The sequence below is a fragment of the Pseudoalteromonas sp. S3178 genome, from assembly GCF_005886985.1.
Lineage (GTDB): Bacteria > Pseudomonadota > Gammaproteobacteria > Enterobacterales > Alteromonadaceae > Pseudoalteromonas > Pseudoalteromonas carrageenovora.
On sequence record NZ_PNCW01000022.1, the window covers coordinates 16,178 to 33,350 of the forward strand.

The window sequence follows — 17,173 nt, forward strand, 5'->3', positions numbered from 1 at the left end:
TTATTTCGCCTCCTGTGCAAGCTCTGCCCAAAAGTAACCTTCTCGCAGGGTTGAACAATTAGTGTGTTGGTTAAATTCAATCTCGAACGCGTGAGATACTTTATGCTCAATGGCTTGGTAAAAGTCTTCGTCTACTTCGGTATCGGTTGAAAGTAGTATTACTTGTTCGCTGGCCTCTGGGAAGTAGTGTTTAATAAGCTTATCGCGATGTTTTGAATCTAAACGGCCAAGTGGTGTATCTACCACTACAGGGAGTACTTTACCCGATAGTTTGCCAAGTGCTTCTAAAATAGCGAAGGCAAATATTTGTTTTTCACCAGCCGACATAGATTTACGGTTAATAATAACGCCTTCGGCATCGACTAGGTTTACGTCAAAGCTGGTTGGGTCTATTTTAGCAGAGAGCTTTAAGTCTTCTTTACGGGCAAGCTTACGGTACGCTTTTACAAACAGATCTTCTAGCTGGGTTACACGCAGCTCTGTAAGGGCGTGTTTAAAGTCTTGCAATACATATTGGCTAAGCTCAACACGCTCAACTGCTTTATCGGCTGAGTGGTTGTTTTTAAGCTTGGCGTAGTCTTTTTCAAGACGTTTTGCGAGCTCTAGCTCTTTAGCTTTATGATCTTTAGCCTTAAGTAGTTCGCTTATATATTCTTTACTTGTTGTATCGCGTTGTTTTTCAAGTTCGCGCAGCGATGTATAAAGTTCGTGTAAGTCGGCAGCATCGGGCGCTCGTTCAATATTTATTGAAAGCGAACTGAGTTTATTTTGTGTTTCGCTAAGCGCTGTTGAAAGCTCTTTTATTAACGCTTGCGATTGCGAAGCCTCAGTTACTTGTGCGTTTATAAGCGCAAATTCAGAATCTGAAATATCAAGCTTTGGCTCGGCAAGGGCCGTTTGATTTACTAACTGGCCAAAGTAACTATTTACCGTTGCCATTATGTCGTTGCTTTGGGAATCAAATTTTTGGTTAAGTGCGCTTTCTAGGTTTGGTAACGCTTGCACGAGCTCGTTACCAAAGGCTTTGGCTTGCTTAATTTGTTGATCGCTGGTTAGCTGCTCAATTAAGTTTTGCATTGCCGTTGGCGCAAGCGCCATTGGTAAGCTGCCGCTTAGCTCTTGGCGTATTTTAGCCGTTAACTCTTTTTCAAGTTCTAATAACTCTGAGGCTTGTGCTTGCTCTTGATCTTTTGTTTTAGCCCATGCGCCACCTTGCGCTTGTATATCATGCTCTTTAGCGGCTATTTTCTTTTTAAGCTCAGTTAAGTATGCACCAATACTATCGGCTTTATCTCTTGTTGCATTTACTTGCTGAGTTATTTTATTTTTTTGCTCTTCTGCCACTTTTATTTTTTTAAGTGTATCTTTATCTGCGGTTTCTGCGCCTAGGCCTTTTAAGTAAATATCAAGGTCGTTGCTTAGGCGGTTTATAATGTCGATACCAAGCAGTTTTTGTACGGCCTCTTTTAAGTAAGAGCCGGTATCGTCTTCTGCAAGCTCTGCTATTTTTTCGCCATCAAAAAAGAATAAATCGCCGATACCAGGTGGGACTATTTCATGTAAAAACGCTTGTACTTGCTCTGAGTTTAATGAGGTATCTTGCTCGCCATTAATAGTGAGCGTTAACTTTTCATCGCCCTCAAGCCTCCACTTACGGGTTACTTCGTAAAGGTTATGTTTGCCCTGATGAGTATGTGAAAAACTAAGTGTTATGCTACCCTCGGCGTCTTGCTGGGCTTTGGTTGCGGTTTTGTTAGTTTGCTCGTTTAGGTAGCTTAAGTAATCTTTTTTTGTGATTACAGCACCCAACGCACGCTTTCCTAATAAGGCCAAGCGAATGGCGGTAAGAATAGAGGTTTTACCTGCACCGTTTAAGCCACCAAATAAAATAATAGGGCGTTCAAACATGCCTTCTTTACGAGGGTCTAAGTCTATAGTGGTTTGGCCGTTAAAAACTCGAAAATTATTTAGGGTCAGTTTTTTAAAAATCATTCTATGCCCTCAGCTTTGAGCAATGCAGTAATTTGTTTTAGGTCGTCTTCTAGCGCTTTTACTTCGTTACTTTGGCGCATTTGGCTCTGACGAATATCTAAATTTGAGGCAATAATAACTTCGGCGCTTTCCCAGTCCTGCTGAATTAAACGGCCAATACGATTAAAAATACCCGTACGACGGGCGAGGCCACTCATTTGGGTTTCAACGTCGATTAGCTTTTTAACCATCTGTGGCGATACGCCATGTTTAGGTGCTATATCGTTAAGCAGCTGCCCTTCGCTCAAGCTAAATTGGTTAGAGTCGTCTATTGTCCAGTCGAGTTTTACGCCAAGTGCATCAAATACAATGCCTGGTAATGTGTCGTCCCAATCTGGCTCGTTAGGATCGTTTAACCATTCGTGCCTTACTGCGTGTAATTCTTCAACGGTAATTAGCTCTACATCACGGCCTTGGTCGTTAAATTGCTTTTGTATATTAAGCAGTAAACGCATGGCATGCTGGCGATACTTTAATTTGTAAGGGCCTGTTGTGTAATCGTCTGTTAATACGCGCTCTTTGTCCTCTTTTAGGGTTTTAAACGCTAAACGGCCATCGCGACGAATGTGGTTACGGTATTTCTTTTTAAGTTTAGGCGATGTACTACGCGATAAAATATTGCGGTATTTAAGTAGTGGTGTCATCCACTGCTCGCCATTTTGAATGAGGCTTTCCATCGCGCGGTCACGTGTAACTACGGTGCATGTCCAACAACCAAAGCGAGAATTACCACACGATGGTGTGGTTTCATCTATAACCATAGGGCATTCGCCCTGACCAGATGAATCTTTGTATAAATTCCACAATATGAGGTTTTTGCCACCCCATGGGTTTTCCCATTCTAGGTCGTATTTATCAAACCATTTATTTTTAATGCCGTATGGTGTTTCTTCGGTTTTTAAGTGGCACAGGCGTAATATTTTCCACACATCGTCAACACTCCATGTATCAATTGGCGTGTAAATAAAGGCGTTGCTTAAGGTGGTATGTACGGCTAAGTCTGAACCATCAATTTTGTGCTTTTTAATTACTTGTGCACGCGATGCGCTTTCTTGTGAGCGAGAGCCAAGTACAACAATTACCTCATCGTATTCACTTACACGCTCTTTAATAAAAGTGCTTACAGGGTCGATTTTCATTCGCTCGGTACACCAGCGAAAGTTACGCGTTGGTGCAGGGTAGCCTTTACCAAGTAAATTAGCCCAAAACGTATTATTCGACTTTGGTACTACTTTATGTGAAGTAATTGGTAAGCCTTCGCGCTTTGCACCTTCTTCAATAAGCTTTAGTGATTTTTCAACGTGATCAACCACCATTGGTGTTTCTACTAAGGTGTCGGACGCAACTACAAAAACCGGCTTATGGCGGTCTTCTGGTTTTAAACCAAGTAATGCAAAGTAAATTAAGGTCATTACAGCTGAAGAGTCTTTACCGCCACTGTAGCCTAATACCCATGGGCGTTTATCAGCCATGTAGACTCGTTGGGTGTCGGCTACAAAGTTATGTAGTTGGCTACCTGCAAACGATTCGTTTTCGATAAATTCGATGTAGTCTTGTAGATCGTACTGGTTTAATAATTTCATGCGTTTAAGTATTCATTCTCTTTTTGTACATCTTCTTTCGAAAGAGGGAGGCCAATTTCACGTTTTATTTGCATGCTGGTAAGGAAAATATTGCTCATAGCTTTTGAAAGTCTGCCATGTTGCATTGCTCTATGAGTCCAAGCAGGGTTACTTTTAAGCCAGTTGATATTGGCAATTAACTTAAGCTTTTTTTGTTTTTCTGATTCGCTCAGAGTTAGTAAGCTTTTACCAACTAGCGCAAGTGCCTGAAGGCCAATACCATGTGCCGAAATATACTCTTGTCGAAATTCTGCAGCCGAAAGCTGTTTGTTTTGTACTTGTATCCATTCTGGCATATAAATATTTAGTGCTTCCCAGTACTTTGCAGCAATTTGCCTTTCGTCTTCATTAAAGCCTTCCTTAGTCCCTTTGCCAAGTAAAACGCGGTTTGCTTGTTTAATGCCACTAAGGGTAAACAGTTTACTACTTTTAACAGCAATTGTAGAGCGTTCAAATTCAGTAAATCCTGCAAAAGGTTTTGTATTTAAAGCTAAATAACGAGCAAGTTCAGATGCTTGATCGCGGTGATCGTACATGGTGCCCAGCGATGGGCTAGGGCGTACTGCGTATTTATTTAAATCGGCAAACATTTGTTGGCTGCGTTGCAGGCCTTCGTCTACAAAAAAGAGTACAGCGATGTTGTCTTGGCTTAGCTCGGGGCGCTCTTTTAAGGCTTCTTCAATTGCTGCACGACGGTGTTGCCCGTCATTAATTAATATTTGCGCATCCATAGGTACTTTTAAACTGCCAATGTTGCTATTTTTATCTACTTCGATAAAGTCGATTTCGGCCCCTATTGAGGCGGTTATAGCTGAAAATACATAATCGTGAGGTGACTCAACTAGGTAACGAGCCATTTCTGGTATGCGACCTTTATTGAGAGTACGTTGTGCTCTGAGCTCTACGGGGACTTCTTCTTCGTCATACATGAATATTTTAGGTATGAGCCTTAAAGGGCAGGTTGCTATATAAAAGGGTTTACCAGCCTGCTGGCCACGAACTGCGGGGAAGCTGTAGCAATAATTGCTTTCAAGGTTGCTCATAATTCAATCTCATCACGTAAGGTACGTAATATTATTACGTACCTTACGTGATAAATACAGTTTTTATTGTTTTATTTATCACAATGTAGCTGCATGAAAACCTAGTTCCTTGTTATGAATAGGATTTTATCTTTTATAAAATTTATTATTTTTTAATTCCACTCCCCAATAGTCAAACACCTTTTGTAATATGGGCCAGTTGGGCCACTCGGCTTTGGCTACGCCTTTGAGCATGTCAGCTAATTTTTTATCAAACCGTTGTTGGCTTTTGTATTCACTACTGCCTTTTTGTAAATAATCTATTTTGTTATAAAAGGGCTGATAGGGATAAATATCGCCGTAGTAAAAGTAGTCGATATCTTGCTCTAGCATTTTTACTTTTATGCGCTCAGTGAGCAGTGGCAACTTTTTATTAAAGTTATCGTATTTTAAAAAGGTAACCTTGCCTGAATGCATGTGTATTTTTACTAAATCTACGTCGTCTATATCGCCATACAATTGCACCGCACAGCCAATGTAAACACGCAGTATTGCGGGGAGTTGATTTAAATAGCGAGTGGGTAAAATGTATGAGTGGTTGTCGTGTAATTCACCGAGCTGAATCTCCTCGAAAGCTTGATAACAGGCATTACCAATATTTGCGGGCTCTGCAATTGAGAATAGCAACTGCTTTGCTTGCTCTAATGCTTGGTTGTAGTCACTAAAATGTACTTTTAAATCTCGCGTTAGCCTTGCTGGCATATGGCTTTTAGCTTGGCGTTTACCAAATAGGCTAAGTGCAAAATACACTAGTAAATCTTGCTTTCGCTTTAGTTGCGCTTGTTCAAACTCACTTGGTTCATAGTAATTTTGTAGTAAGCTAAATGCTTTATTGTGGCTGGCGAAATATTTGCGCAGTGTTGTGCTTTGCTCAAACTCATCGTTTGCGGGTAAGCGGCCAAAGTGTAGGCAGTGTTGCCAAAAATCATCAAGCAGTGTTTGGTGTTTTTCAAACAAGGTTTTTTGTTGGGCTTTGGGTAATGCTTTTGGTTGTGGCCTTTGGGTTATGTGTTGCCAATTATAGTTTTGGAATTGTAGCTCTAAGTGATGAGCTTCTTCTAATTCTGGGCATTTAAAAATAGCGATAATGCCTTGTCCAAATGCCATGGTTTTAACGTTTAGGGTTTGCTCAATGTAAGCTCTTATTTGAGCTTGGCTATAGTATTTTTGGAAGGTATTCCATTTAGTAATTACGCCATCTTTATATTGTTTAAAGTGTTCTTGTTTGGCCTCATTGGCGAGCATTACTGATACTAAAAGCAATTTTTTAGTGTGTTGGTAAGCAGCGGTTAAAGTGTCTTTTCGCTCTTGTTGCTCTTCAATTACATTAAGTACAAAGCCCAAATTAACAATATCACTCGTTTGTTTATTTCCGTTTGGCCTATGTACTGGATCCCATGCGTTAATGTTAAGACCATGGGCTTCTAGCTCTGTTGCGTCATCAGCTAGGCCGCATCCGTAATCTAGTATTGAGTAATCACCATTTAAGTAGCCATACTTTGCGAGCTTTTGAAAAGGTGCAGAAAGTCTATCGCGGTTTATTGCGGTTAAATGGCGCTGTATAGCTTGTGGTGCATGTTCAATTACTGGTTCTGGTAGCTCAGCTATTTTGTTTAGCCTGCCTTTTTCATTCAGTTCAAAGCCTTTGCGTTTAATTAAGTTTTTCCACTGTTTTTTAAAGCCAATGCTTTTGGTGTTCTGATACAGACCTATTTGCTCGCCTTCTTTTGTAATAGCTTTAAATAAAGCGTAATGGGGGTAATTAGGCAGTACAAAGGTTTCTTTACGATGCAAAATAGGAGGGTTATTTGAGTTACTGTAGTTTGTTGTTTTTATTGTTTGCTCGTCACCATCAATTGTATAGCTGGTGTGTAGTGCGGGGTATGCGTATTCATCAAAGTGAGGGTAGTTAAGTAACGTAAATTTTAGATCGCGTTTATAGAGTTTAATTAGGTTCCAAGGCTCATTTATGTTTAGTTTGCTTACGGTGCTTTGAATAAAACTTAGTAACTCAAGCGGTAGCGCTTCCTCTAATGAGCTTTTGTGTAAATAAATAGCTGTAGGTAGTGATTTACCATGTTTGAGCTTTTTCACTAGATCACGGTATTGAGTGAAGTTTAGCGTTGAAGGTAAGTTAGCAGCCATTAAAATTACTCAAGCAGTTAAGATAGTTCAATATACATAACGGTAATACCAACAACAAATTTAAAGGCCCCTGTTAAGACAATCCACCCCGTCATTTTGCCCGAAGAGACTCAATTGATGAGTAATTGATTGCATGGAAGCAAGCGAAGCCGTGACTTCGCCATGGACGGCAAATACACGGCGGTTACGTTCATATCGATTTAGGCTTTGAGGATATTGCAAAATACTCGGGGCGCCGTGGGGTTCCAAGGGGCGGAAGGCGTTATGCACCCCTTGGTTGTCATCGCCAACGCGATATTTGTAAATTATTTTAAAAGCTACGCTTTTCGCGCGAGCAAGCTGGGCGCCTACAGTAAATTTTAAGAACGCTGCTAAGAAAGTTCCCCCGTGATCACACCCGAAATCTAATTAATGGTGAGTAATTTACAGCATGGCGGAATTTTGTTCCCGACAAATTCCAAGTACCTAAATCCCTTTAGGCAATGCTGTTAAAAGCGTTGCTTGGCCATGGATGGCCTATCTACGCTGGTTACGTTTATATCATTAATTTAAATTGAAGGAATAGTGTGATCCTCGGGGCGCCGTGGGTGACGAATGACCAAAGCGCAGCTTGGGGAAGTGGAAGCATGGATGCGGACAGGAACCCGGCTTCAGGGATGAATTATTAGCAGCAGAGCTTGTTTGAAGGAGACCGCCCCTTGGTTGCCATCGCCAACGCGATATTTATAAATTATTTTAAAAGCTTCGCTTTTCGCGCGAGCAAGCTGAGCGCCTACAGGTGTTTAGGTGGGCTTCGTAGCGTGAGTTTGAATAATGCGACATGTACCTGTTTTTAATGTATAAAGTAAACATTGTGATTATAGGAACTCATCATGGATGATTTATTAAACCAAGGTTTAAGCCTTTTATTTGTTATTGGTAGTGTTTATTCATTACTAGGTGTTTTGTTTGTCAAAATATGGCTTCATCAGAAAAATGCAAAACTACCTGTTGATCGCAAAAAGCTTAAACGTGTTGCAACGCAAACATTAAATGAACAAGTTAATGATAAGATTGTTGATGTAATAGGGCTTGTCTTCTTATCTGCTTTAATAGTTACAATGCCTTTTGCTATTAAAGGCATTGCTGAAATGTTTGCCAGCGGCAAGTTTAATTACTTCTTAATTATTGCGATTGCACTGGGTTTAATCTATGTAGCACGAAAGCTTTGGGTTGAGTCAAATCACTTAATAAAGTTAAAACTTGGGCGCGACGCAGAACTAGCCGTTGCCTCTGAGCTTATAGAGTTACAGTCACACGGATACCAAGTATTTCATGATATACAAGCAGATGGTTTTAATATTGATCATTTGGTTGTTGGGCCAAATGGGATATTTGCTATTGAAACCAAAGGTAGGCATAAGCGAATAAAAGACGATACAAACTACAAAGTTAAATTTGAGAAAAATCGTTTAGTGTTCCCCTCTTGGTTTGAAAGTAAGCCGCTAGAGCAAGCTCAAAACCAAGCTAATTGGGTGAATAAATGGCTACAAGATGCGACGGGTTTTAACACCCAAGTTTTGCCTATTTTATGCTTTCCGGGTTGGTTTGTAGAGCTAAAGCAGCGACCGGTATTTCCAATTGTATCTCATAAACAAATAGTTAAAACAATCCTTTCAATGCGACAGGTTAACTTAGAACAAGAGCAGCAGCGTGCTATTTGCTATCAAGTTGTACAGCGTGCCTTAAACGATAGTAAAGCTATTTAAAAGCTACGCTTTTTGCGCGAACATGCTGAGCGCCTTGTATCTACGTTAAATTTAAAGACTATCCTAAAAAGTGATGTGCGGCTAAACTCCGAGCTTAAAATACTTTACTAGTGTTGTGAGGTAACTTATTACTACTTAGGGTTTTAAGCTGCGCTAAGGAACTTGCAGAAACGGAAAATGCATAGACATGAAAATTATTTATGAGCCCCGCTTTAATTATCAATTAGGATTACTAAAATACTTGCACCCTTTTGATGGTGAGAAATTGTCAAAAGTAATTACAGAACTTGATAGCTTGAATATTGAAATAATCCACCCAGTGGGGCCTGTTTCACCAGTCGTGATCAATGAATACCTCAACGAATTAATGAGAAAATTGGTTTTAAGTAAAACGCTTGTATTTAGGGCTTTGGAAGTTCCTAAAATTCCTTTTGTTAGCTTTGATTTTCTCGATAATAAAATTTTGTTACCTATGCGCTTAGCTGTTGCGGGAACTTTACTTGGGGCTGAAAATGCATTGGGCTCTGGCGATATTATGTGGAATTTATCAGGGGGCTTTCACCACGCTAGCAACGTTAATATGGAAGGCTTTTGTATTTATAATGATATTGGAATTAGCTATCAACAATTACGTAAGAATGGTCAGTTAAGTGAAACTGATAAAGTATTGATTATAGATGTTGATGCGCACCACGGTAACGGTAATGCCTATTCTTTCAAAGACAATGAAAATATCCATTTATTAGATGTATATAATGCAGATATTTATCCAACCTCTGATTTTACGCGTAACAGAGTCAATTTTCCTGTTCCATTGAAAAGTGGTGTTGAAGGCCATGAATATTTAGATAAGTTAAATCAAGCACTCAAGTTAGTAAAAGCTGATTATGCCCTAGCATTTCTTATTGCCGGAACAGATGTGTTGGCTATTGATAAATTAGGTGGTTTTAAACTTACCGTAGAAGATGTTGCTAAGCGTGAAAAAATCATACTATCTCACTTAAAAACGCTTGAAATCCCAACTGTGGTTACTGGTGGCGGCGGATATTCAAAACAAAGTGCCTCTGCCATAGCTGCTGCAATTAAGGCATGCTCAACACTATAAGCTCACCATAACTTCTTAAACGAAGCCAAGGCAGGATACACCCCCTCCTGTAATTTAAAAGCTGTGCTTTTCGCGCTAGTAAGCCTATGATAAATTTAAAGGCTGCAGGTAAGACTGTCCCCAGTGATCACCCCCGAATTTAATTAATGATGAGTAATTAACAGCATGGCGGAATTTTGTTCCCGACAAATTCCAAGTACCTAAATCCCTTTAGGCAATGCTGTTAAAAGCGTAGCTTGGCCATGGGTGAAAAACGCAGTTTTGAACGAGAGGGTATGGATACCCGAACTGGAGAGCGTACATGGATGTGAAAGTTGTGCCTATCTACGCTGGTTACGTTTATATCATTAATTTAAATTTAAGAGACAGTGTGATCCTCAAGGCGCTGTGGGTGACGAATGACCAAAGCGTAGCTTTGCAGCTTGAGGAAGTGGAAGCATGGGTGCTGACAGGAACCCGGCTTCAGGGATGAATTATTAACAGCAGAGTTTATTTAAAGGTTATCCGCCCCCTTGGTTGCCATCGCCAATGCGACATGTATAAATAACTTGTAGGCCTAGTAAAAAAAAGCCTCTAAAATCATCATAGAAAATAGGCTCAACAAAAAGCCTGTAGTAGAAACAAGGTGCAAGAAAGCTAAAAACTTGTCTATTGGTCTTGCATACTTTGCAACATGGCTGCCATCAAATAGTGGAGTTGGTTTTCGTGCCCTTTTAAAAAAAATAGCCATAGCGTAAAATGGTGCGCTTGCACCGATTCCTTTATCCCAGCTTGGGGAGCTAATTCCATCTAGTATCATTTTATTATCAATGTATTTAATTGAAACTCGCGGGAATAAAACAGCCATTATCATAAGATAAAAAAAGAAAAAGATAGTGCTGTATAATAGTATTTCTAATATGGGCATTAGAAAAGTTCTTTTGTTAGAGGTTGTCTATCATATAAATTCTCAGTAATCTTTTTTGCTTTTTCATTAACATATAAGCTAGCTCCAAAACCAACAAGTAAGCCTATTCCTACAGCTACGACCCAACCATAGGGAGTTAGCATTAAAATTGTTGATAAGGCTGTTGTTGTAGCTGTGGCAGTATAAATTCCCGCTAAAGTTGAAACTCCAAAACCAGCCATTTCAGCTGATATACTCCTATGCCAGTCATTACCATTTTTATAATCACTATAAACAGAAACTCCTCGAACAACAGCATCGAAAGCAATCATCCCGTAACCTAGCCAACGAGCATTATTTTCGAGTCGCTTAATTTTATTTAATTCAGCAGTACTACTTATATCAAGTTTAGTTGAGTGTCTGGCACTTTTGGCTATGTGAACACCACGCTTAGGGTTAGACCAAACTGTGCCTCTTCGATTTGCACGGTTAGTATTCATAAAACGTTGTAATTCAGCTTGATATTTAACTTGCAGCTCTTTAAATATAGCAAGCGCTTTTTGCTCTAAAGCGACCATGTGGTATTTAGGTATACCTGATTTATGTGCGGCTCGAATGTCTTTTAAAGATGCTTCATATTTACCCGCCAAAGCAACAAACTTTGAACTGCGAGCTTCTATTGATGTGGCACCTGAGCCAACAATAGCATGCGTGTTACTTTCTAAAAATGGTATCACTTGAGCTTGAAAATCAGAAATTGCAAGCAAGGTTTCACTCCCAAAATCACGTAACATACCTGCAATATTTCTTTTTGATTGAGCTGGTAGTAGCGAGAATTGTCTGAGTATATTTTTTTGTTCTGAGGTAGGGTTATCTGAAAATTGAGAGTACTCTTTGCGCCAGATATATGGTGTGCCAGAGGTGATTACATCACTTTTTATGTGATTATTATCTTTAGAAAATGTATTTTCCTTGTCTGTTTTACATTTTACTACTTCTGCAGTGACTGCATCCAAGCAGATTCTAATTTCTAGAGCCATGATCAGTATCCTTACTTTTGATTGTACAGAAAAGGCTAATGATTTTTAATTAAGTAGTCAATACAAAATTGCTTTTCATTTATTAAGAGTGAAGTAATTGTGGTTGCCAATATTATATGAAATTCAATAAGCTACCCTTTCTACGAGAAAAAGTAGGGCGCCTCCAGCCAATTTTAAGGCCGCTGCTAAGGGCGCTCCCTATTGGTTGCCATCGCCAACGCGATATAGGTAAACACAATTTAAAAGCTTTGCTTTTCGCCTACGATTACAAATCAAAGTGCGATGTAAAACAGTGTCTACGGATGTTTAAATTACATTTGCCTAAAATTCAAAAGCGGTGAAGCTCGTAAAACAATGAGGCAATTAACTCTAATATTCGCCTCATTGAATGAGGCAATTAAATCATATAGACTGAAGCTAACTAACTTAAGGGCTAAAGACTATGTGGATATGGCAACAACAAAATTGGCCAAACTTTACGTGGGATGATGCGGCGCTTGCTCCTTTGCTAAGAGAGCTTTCATATAACCTAGGTTTATTGGTGGGGCGTATGGGCGTGCAAAGTGCTCATCAAAAGCAGCAAGCTCTTGATACCTTACTAGCAAATATTATTCACTCCAGTGCGATTGAGGGCGAAAAGCTTAATGCATTTTCGGTTCGCTCTTCGCTTGCTAAAAAGCTCAATATTAACGAGAAGCCTTACCCAACAACTGTGCAAAGCGACAATCTTGCAGAGATTATGCTTGATGCAATAACGAACACAGATTCGCCGCTTGGTTTAGAACGGGTGCTTAACTGGCATCGTTTATTATTTGCCGATGAGCAAAGCTTGTTTACTAACATTGAGGGCGGGCAGTTGCGCGGCAGCGAGCCAATGCAGGTGGTGTCGGGGCGTTTAGATAAACCAGTATTACATTTTACAGCACCCCCTAAAAAGATAGTAAATAAAGAGCTGTCGCTATTTTTTGATTGGTTTAACAACACGCAAAACGATTCACAAATAGACCCTTTTATTCGTGCTGCTATCGCACACTTATGGTTTGTAACAATACATCCGCTTGAAGATGGTAACGGTCGAATAACACGGCTTATAACCGACCTGGCTTTAGCACAAAAGTATGCAGAGTCTATTCGGTTTTACGCTATGTCGGTGGCTATTTTAGACGACAGAAAAAGCTACTACGAAGTGCTAGAAGCCACGCAGCGTGGTGGGCTTTGTATAACACAGTGGATAAAATGGTTTTTATGTACGCTTAATAATGCGATACACCATACGCTTAATAATATTGAGCAAACAGTTTTTAAAACCAACTACTGGGTAAGTAAAGAACAAGCAAAACTAAGTGAGCAACAGGTAAAAGTAATTAATAAATTACTCGATGGCCAATTTGAGCACGGAATTAGCGCCAGTCAGTATCAAAAGGTGGCTAAAGTTAGCCGTGCGACTGCAACGCGCCATTTAGCCGATTTACAAACATTAGGTTTCATAACAAAAACGGCTGCGGGTGGGCGCAGTACACGTTACAAAGTTGCCCAATGAGGCAATTAAATGGCTATTTGACTCACTATATGAGGCGAATAGGTGTGTTTAAGTTGAATAAGTAATGTTGAATGCTTTAATTAAAGCGCAAGGTAAACTTTAGCCCACAATTTACAAGCTTCGCTTTTCGTGCGAGCAGGCTTTGCGGCAAAGGTGTAAACGATATTTTATATTTCATAGGTTAAGTATGTAAAACCGCGATGTAACCTCCTTCGTTTGATTTAAAACAGCAGTTTAATGTGAGTAAATTCCTACCTAAATTTTTTTGATGGTATATAAAAGCAAATAAATAAAGCATATCGATATTTATAGTAACTAATTTGTACCCATAAAGTAGTTTAATAGCGTGTGGTTTAATAAATATGCAGTTTTTACTTATGTGAAATTGAAATAGCTTAATAAGTTACTTGATAGACTATTCGATCTTGGTATTATTGTGGGTCTATATAAAAAAATTACTGTGTAAGCTGTTTTGTAGATTTACAAATAATGGGTAATTTACTCAAGCAGTGATAAAGAATAAAAAACACAGTGTTCAATAAGTAGTCACCTTGTCATTTTTAGAAGTGATTTACTTTAAGCTAAATTTTTTATCAATAGTATGAGTTAATAGCCTGGAAATACTTGGGCATTAGTGTCACATTGTTAAATAGGTACAAGCTCTAATTTAGGTTAGTAATTAAAATATTAATGATAAAGGGTTGGTTTTTAAATTTTTGTACTATTTAACTATCAGTAATAATAGTTGGCTATTTTTTAAATGCAAGTAAACCTTATGTGTATGAAATAATTTGTAATTTAATAATAGCAGTTTGTATTTTTAGTATTTAACACTGTTCGGCCTTTTAAAATAGCGGCTATTTAGGCAATATTCATTGATTTGGTAGTTAAATGTTAGTACTATTTTTAGTCAATAAATATTGTAAATATAAAACATTTTATATTGTTTTTAAAAATTATAATTTTAAAAGTTATTGTTAATAATTTTTATTTGGCCTTGTTCAAATAATCACGCAATTTTTTAATTGCTGTACACGGATGTTTTTAAGATGATTCATAGGAAATTTTTATGCATAATATTGGGGTAGTGATACCATTTTATCAAAGAGATAAAGGGATACTAATAAAATCTCTAATGTCTATACTTGAACAAAAATGCTCAAGTGAAATAAATTATTATGTTGTTATTGTTGACGACTGCTCCCCACTTGCATTGTCTGAAGAATTATCTCAACTACCTACCTTACCTAAAAATGTACATCTTATTAGTCTTTACCATAAAAACAATTCTGGCCCAGCGATCGCTAGGAATACAGCTCTAAGACACATTCAAGAAAAACTTAGCAGTGTGGTAGATTACGTTGCCTTTTTGGACTCTGATGATCAGTGGGGCGAGAAGCATTCTTCTTTAGCCCTAGAAGCATTTGATTTAGGTGCTAATTTTTATTTTGGAAATACGGACCGTGATGGTTTTTATGATTCAAATTGGAATACAGATATCCCTGAAATGGAACAAGACCTTAGTCGTTTTTCAATAGGTGACTCTCAGTTTATTATTGATTCGTCTGTTATTATTGAGTCTATGTATAATAAGTACTTATCGCAAACCTCCACTGTTATGTATAGGTTAAACAAGTTCCCTGATATTTTATTCTGTGACCAATTAAGGTTTGCAGGGGAAGATGAGTTAATGTGGTTGTTACTATGCGCAGGCGCAGATAAAGTAGCTTATTACCCTTGTGATGTTACCAAATGCGGTAAAGGGGTTAATATGTTCTTTTCCAACATTAGTTGGGAACTGGTCGGTTCTTGCAATATTATGGGAAGTAAAGCATTAGCAACCGCGATGATTTTAGAAAACATAGAGTTAAATACTAAACAAAGAAAAACTTTAAAGAAAACGTTTAACTCTCATTGTTATGTTTATTTTAAACTGATGATAAAGCATGCTTTTAAATTTCGTGAAATAGATTTCAAAAACACCATGCTGATAGTGAAATACTTACTAACTAAAGACCTTTCTAGTTTAAATAAGCACGAATGTGTTGAGGCTAAAATTTATAATTAAACTAAGTGTACCTAATTTGGTTTAAGTTTATTTAAATGTTAAAGTTAATAACACTTAACTATTTAAATTTAACTATAGGTTTTAGCTCATAAATAAATTATAAACGTAATTAAATTAAATTTAATTTGTTTATATTTAATTTTTTTTATAAACAAAAGTATTTAATTCTAAATTAAGGTCGTGAATAAGCTTTTATTTATAATAAGAGTATATCTTTTAAATTTAATATTTACCCCCCAATTAGTCCCCTTTTTAATTTCTGCTAATTTACACAGGCTTACCAAATGCTTAAATGGATTTTAATATTAGTGCTTAGCGTGTTTGCAACATTAACCCAAGGAGGCACGGCTTACTCACAATCTCAATGCGATAGTATTAAAAAGCAACGCGAAGCTATCCGTTCGCAATTTAGAAGTGGTTACAGTACAAAAGAAGGTGAACGCTTAACTGCGCGCGATAAAGCGCTATTTACCTTACTTGCTAATCACTGTAGTAAGCCTAAAAAGAGTAGTAGCGTTTCTTCAGTTGCTTCAACTCGAACATCTAACAACAATTGGTTACTTAACCAAAATGTATCTAATATGTCTTTACACAGCGATAGCTATAAAGATGCAGCTAAACTTGATGCTTGGTCTAAATTTTATAAACTGCCTAAACGTTGTCGTAAAAAAGGGATGGAGTCGGCTGATTTTGTGTGGTGTAGCGAATACAGAGGTAAACAAAAAGATTTATTTGAAGTCCAGTGGCAAGGGCGCCCATAACTATGTTTAACACAAAGTTACGCATAGTATTTATGTTTATTGTGTTGCTTATAGCATCGGCACTTATTGCTAATCATTTTACGGGGAGGGTGTTTAATTATCACGACCCTGTGGGTGAGGTTAAACGAATTTATAATGGTTTAACGCAAACGATTGTTACTAAACCACAAGTTATAAAACGTTTAGATAATCAAAGCACTATAACTTTACAAAGTAAGCCAGTTGCTATGGATAATCATTCGCCACAAGGCGACATTACGCGCTGCGTGGATGTATCGTTAGGAAAAGTTAAATACAAACGAACTGGTGATATATTTACATGGACCGATAGTGACGGCGTACCTCATTTTAGTGATAAAAAACCTGACTTTGCAGTAGCCACTTATAACACTGGCTTTATTGAGCCATTAGATTATTTTGATCTTACATTAAATACGCCTAATTTACCTTCGTCGTTTAACCAGGCATTACACATTAAACTTAATACGGTATTTAAAGTATATGGCCAGGTTATTGGTGTGCACGCGCTTAAAAAAGTAAAACTCAATTTAACAGTATTACCTACTCGCGATGCTTACGAAGCGGCAATAAAGCAACGAGGCGCTAACCCTACCAATACTGCGGGTATGTACTTTCATGCAAGTAATTCTGCCTTTATTAATTATGAAAATGACCATGCTGCAATGCGAACTGCAATACATGAGGCTGTGCATGCTATTAATAAAGCGGTATTAGGTTATACGCCTAGGTGGCTTAATGAAGGATTAGCTGAATACTTTGAACTAACAAAAAACCATATGCAAACAGGTATTGTTGAACCTAATAGTTCATGGGTAAAAAACAGCAAAATTTCCAAAAGTGTATTCACATTTAACTCGCTAATTACTTTGGATAAATCTTGGAGTAAAAGTGATACTAGCAAGTTATATGCAAGCAGTTGGGCTGCTATTTATTTTTTGATGGACTCGCATTCAGGCAAAATTTTGCTTAAAAACATGATGCTTGCTGAGCAAGAGTTACCTTGTAATAAGCTATCTAAAAAACAATTGAGTACTTTGCTGAATGAGCAGTATCCTGATATTGATAGTCAATATTCAAAGTGGTTAAAAACCTCTTTTAAAACACATAACTTTTAGCGTGAATGG

Annotated in this window: 13 protein-coding genes; 7 read left to right on the top strand and 6 right to left on the bottom strand. The window is 38.1% G+C overall.

Going from position 1 to position 17,173, the window contains the following annotated elements; translation table 11 throughout:
* From dndD to CWC11_RS06030, 4 genes are all read right to left on the bottom strand, one after another.
* Positions 1–1,992 carry a DNA sulfur modification protein DndD gene (dndD, locus tag CWC11_RS06015; RefSeq protein WP_138681955.1) on the bottom strand — a complete coding sequence of 664 codons (1,992 nt, stop codon included), beginning with the start codon at positions 1,990–1,992 and terminating at the stop codon, positions 1–3.
* Positions 1,989–3,614: a DNA phosphorothioation system sulfurtransferase DndC gene (locus CWC11_RS06020; protein ID WP_138681956.1), complete on the bottom strand. Its 1,626-nt coding sequence runs from the start codon at positions 3,612–3,614 to the stop codon at positions 1,989–1,991. Before CWC11_RS06020 ends, dndD begins: the two co-directional genes overlap by 4 nt.
* Complete coding sequence (dndB, locus tag CWC11_RS06025) at positions 3,611–4,696, bottom strand: DNA sulfur modification protein DndB (protein WP_138681957.1); 1,086 nt, start codon at positions 4,694–4,696, stop codon at positions 3,611–3,613. The genes CWC11_RS06020 and dndB overlap by 4 nt, the downstream gene beginning before the upstream one ends.
* Before the next feature lie 126 nt (positions 4,697–4,822).
* Entirely contained in the window at positions 4,823–6,880 is a 2,058-nt protein-coding gene (locus tag CWC11_RS06030) for a DNA phosphorothioation-associated putative methyltransferase (protein WP_138681958.1), read from the bottom strand.
* An 872-nt stretch (positions 6,881–7,752) separates the two neighbouring features.
* Here CWC11_RS06030 and CWC11_RS06035 point away from each other — a divergent pair.
* The 3 genes from CWC11_RS06035 (at position 7,753) to CWC11_RS22795 (ending at position 10,205) form a co-directional block, all read left to right on the top strand.
* Positions 7,753–8,628 (top strand): nuclease-related domain-containing protein, encoded by an 876-nt coding sequence (locus tag CWC11_RS06035; RefSeq protein WP_138681959.1) that lies wholly within the window; start codon positions 7,753–7,755, stop codon positions 8,626–8,628.
* 187 nt (positions 8,629–8,815) lie between these two features.
* The gene (locus CWC11_RS06040) at positions 8,816–9,733 is read left to right on the top strand and encodes a histone deacetylase family protein (protein WP_138681960.1); all 918 of its coding nucleotides are present in this window, start codon (positions 8,816–8,818) and stop codon (positions 9,731–9,733) included.
* 301 nt (positions 9,734–10,034) lie between these two features.
* Positions 10,035–10,205 (top strand): hypothetical protein, encoded by a 171-nt coding sequence (locus CWC11_RS22795; RefSeq protein WP_171038399.1) that lies wholly within the window; start codon positions 10,035–10,037, stop codon positions 10,203–10,205.
* A gap of 84 nt (positions 10,206–10,289) precedes the next feature.
* Here CWC11_RS22795 and CWC11_RS06045 read toward each other — a convergent pair whose 3' ends face one another.
* Both CWC11_RS06045 and CWC11_RS06050 read right to left on the bottom strand, forming a co-directional pair.
* Positions 10,290–10,640, bottom strand: coding sequence for a hypothetical protein (locus CWC11_RS06045; RefSeq protein ID WP_138681961.1), 351 nt, complete (start codon positions 10,638–10,640; stop codon positions 10,290–10,292).
* Positions 10,640–11,659, bottom strand: coding sequence for a hypothetical protein (locus CWC11_RS06050; RefSeq protein ID WP_138681962.1), 1,020 nt, complete (start codon positions 11,657–11,659; stop codon positions 10,640–10,642). Before CWC11_RS06050 ends, CWC11_RS06045 begins: the two co-directional genes overlap by 1 nt.
* Before the next feature lie 442 nt (positions 11,660–12,101).
* On the opposite strand from CWC11_RS06050, the gene CWC11_RS06055 reads away from it, so the two are divergent.
* The 4 genes from CWC11_RS06055 to CWC11_RS06070 all read left to right on the top strand — a co-directional run bounded on the left by CWC11_RS06055 (position 12,102) and on the right by CWC11_RS06070 (position 17,164).
* Positions 12,102–13,199 (top strand): Fic family protein, encoded by a 1,098-nt coding sequence (locus CWC11_RS06055; RefSeq protein ID WP_138681963.1) that lies wholly within the window; start codon positions 12,102–12,104, stop codon positions 13,197–13,199.
* Between the two features lie 1,069 nt (positions 13,200–14,268).
* Positions 14,269–15,267: a glycosyltransferase family 2 protein gene (locus CWC11_RS06060; protein ID WP_138681964.1), complete on the top strand. Its 999-nt coding sequence runs from the start codon at positions 14,269–14,271 to the stop codon at positions 15,265–15,267.
* A 284-nt stretch (positions 15,268–15,551) separates the two neighbouring features.
* Complete coding sequence (locus CWC11_RS06065; protein WP_138681965.1) at positions 15,552–16,028, top strand: hypothetical protein; 477 nt, start codon at positions 15,552–15,554, stop codon at positions 16,026–16,028.
* 2 nt (positions 16,029–16,030) lie between these two features.
* Positions 16,031–17,164: a DUF1570 domain-containing protein gene (locus CWC11_RS06070; protein WP_138681966.1), complete on the top strand. Its 1,134-nt coding sequence runs from the start codon at positions 16,031–16,033 to the stop codon at positions 17,162–17,164.
* Positions 17,165–17,173 lie beyond the last annotated feature (9 nt).

Excerpts from the sequence above, each read along its gene's own strand:
- dndD (WP_138681955.1), bottom strand. The coding sequence starts at position 1,992 with ATGATTTTTAAAAAACTGACCCTAAATAATTTTCGAGTTTTTAACGGC.
- CWC11_RS06020 (WP_138681956.1), bottom strand. The coding sequence starts at position 3,614 with ATGAAATTATTAAACCAGTACGATCTACAAGACTACATCGAATTTATC.
- dndB (WP_138681957.1), bottom strand. The coding sequence starts at position 4,696 with ATGAGCAACCTTGAAAGCAATTATTGCTACAGCTTCCCCGCAGTTCGT.
- CWC11_RS06030 (WP_138681958.1), bottom strand. The coding sequence starts at position 6,880 with ATGGCTGCTAACTTACCTTCAACGCTAAACTTCACTCAATACCGTGAT.
- CWC11_RS06035 (WP_138681959.1), top strand. The coding sequence starts at position 7,753 with ATGGATGATTTATTAAACCAAGGTTTAAGCCTTTTATTTGTTATTGGT.
- CWC11_RS06040 (WP_138681960.1), top strand. The coding sequence starts at position 8,816 with ATGAAAATTATTTATGAGCCCCGCTTTAATTATCAATTAGGATTACTA.
- CWC11_RS22795 (WP_171038399.1), top strand. The coding sequence starts at position 10,035 with ATGGATGTGAAAGTTGTGCCTATCTACGCTGGTTACGTTTATATCATT.
- CWC11_RS06045 (WP_138681961.1), bottom strand. The coding sequence starts at position 10,640 with ATGCCCATATTAGAAATACTATTATACAGCACTATCTTTTTCTTTTTT.
- CWC11_RS06050 (WP_138681962.1), bottom strand. The coding sequence starts at position 11,659 with ATGGCTCTAGAAATTAGAATCTGCTTGGATGCAGTCACTGCAGAAGTA.
- CWC11_RS06055 (WP_138681963.1), top strand. The coding sequence starts at position 12,102 with ATGTGGATATGGCAACAACAAAATTGGCCAAACTTTACGTGGGATGAT.
- CWC11_RS06060 (WP_138681964.1), top strand. The coding sequence starts at position 14,269 with ATGCATAATATTGGGGTAGTGATACCATTTTATCAAAGAGATAAAGGG.
- CWC11_RS06065 (WP_138681965.1), top strand. The coding sequence starts at position 15,552 with ATGCTTAAATGGATTTTAATATTAGTGCTTAGCGTGTTTGCAACATTA.
- CWC11_RS06070 (WP_138681966.1), top strand. The coding sequence starts at position 16,031 with ATGTTTAACACAAAGTTACGCATAGTATTTATGTTTATTGTGTTGCTT.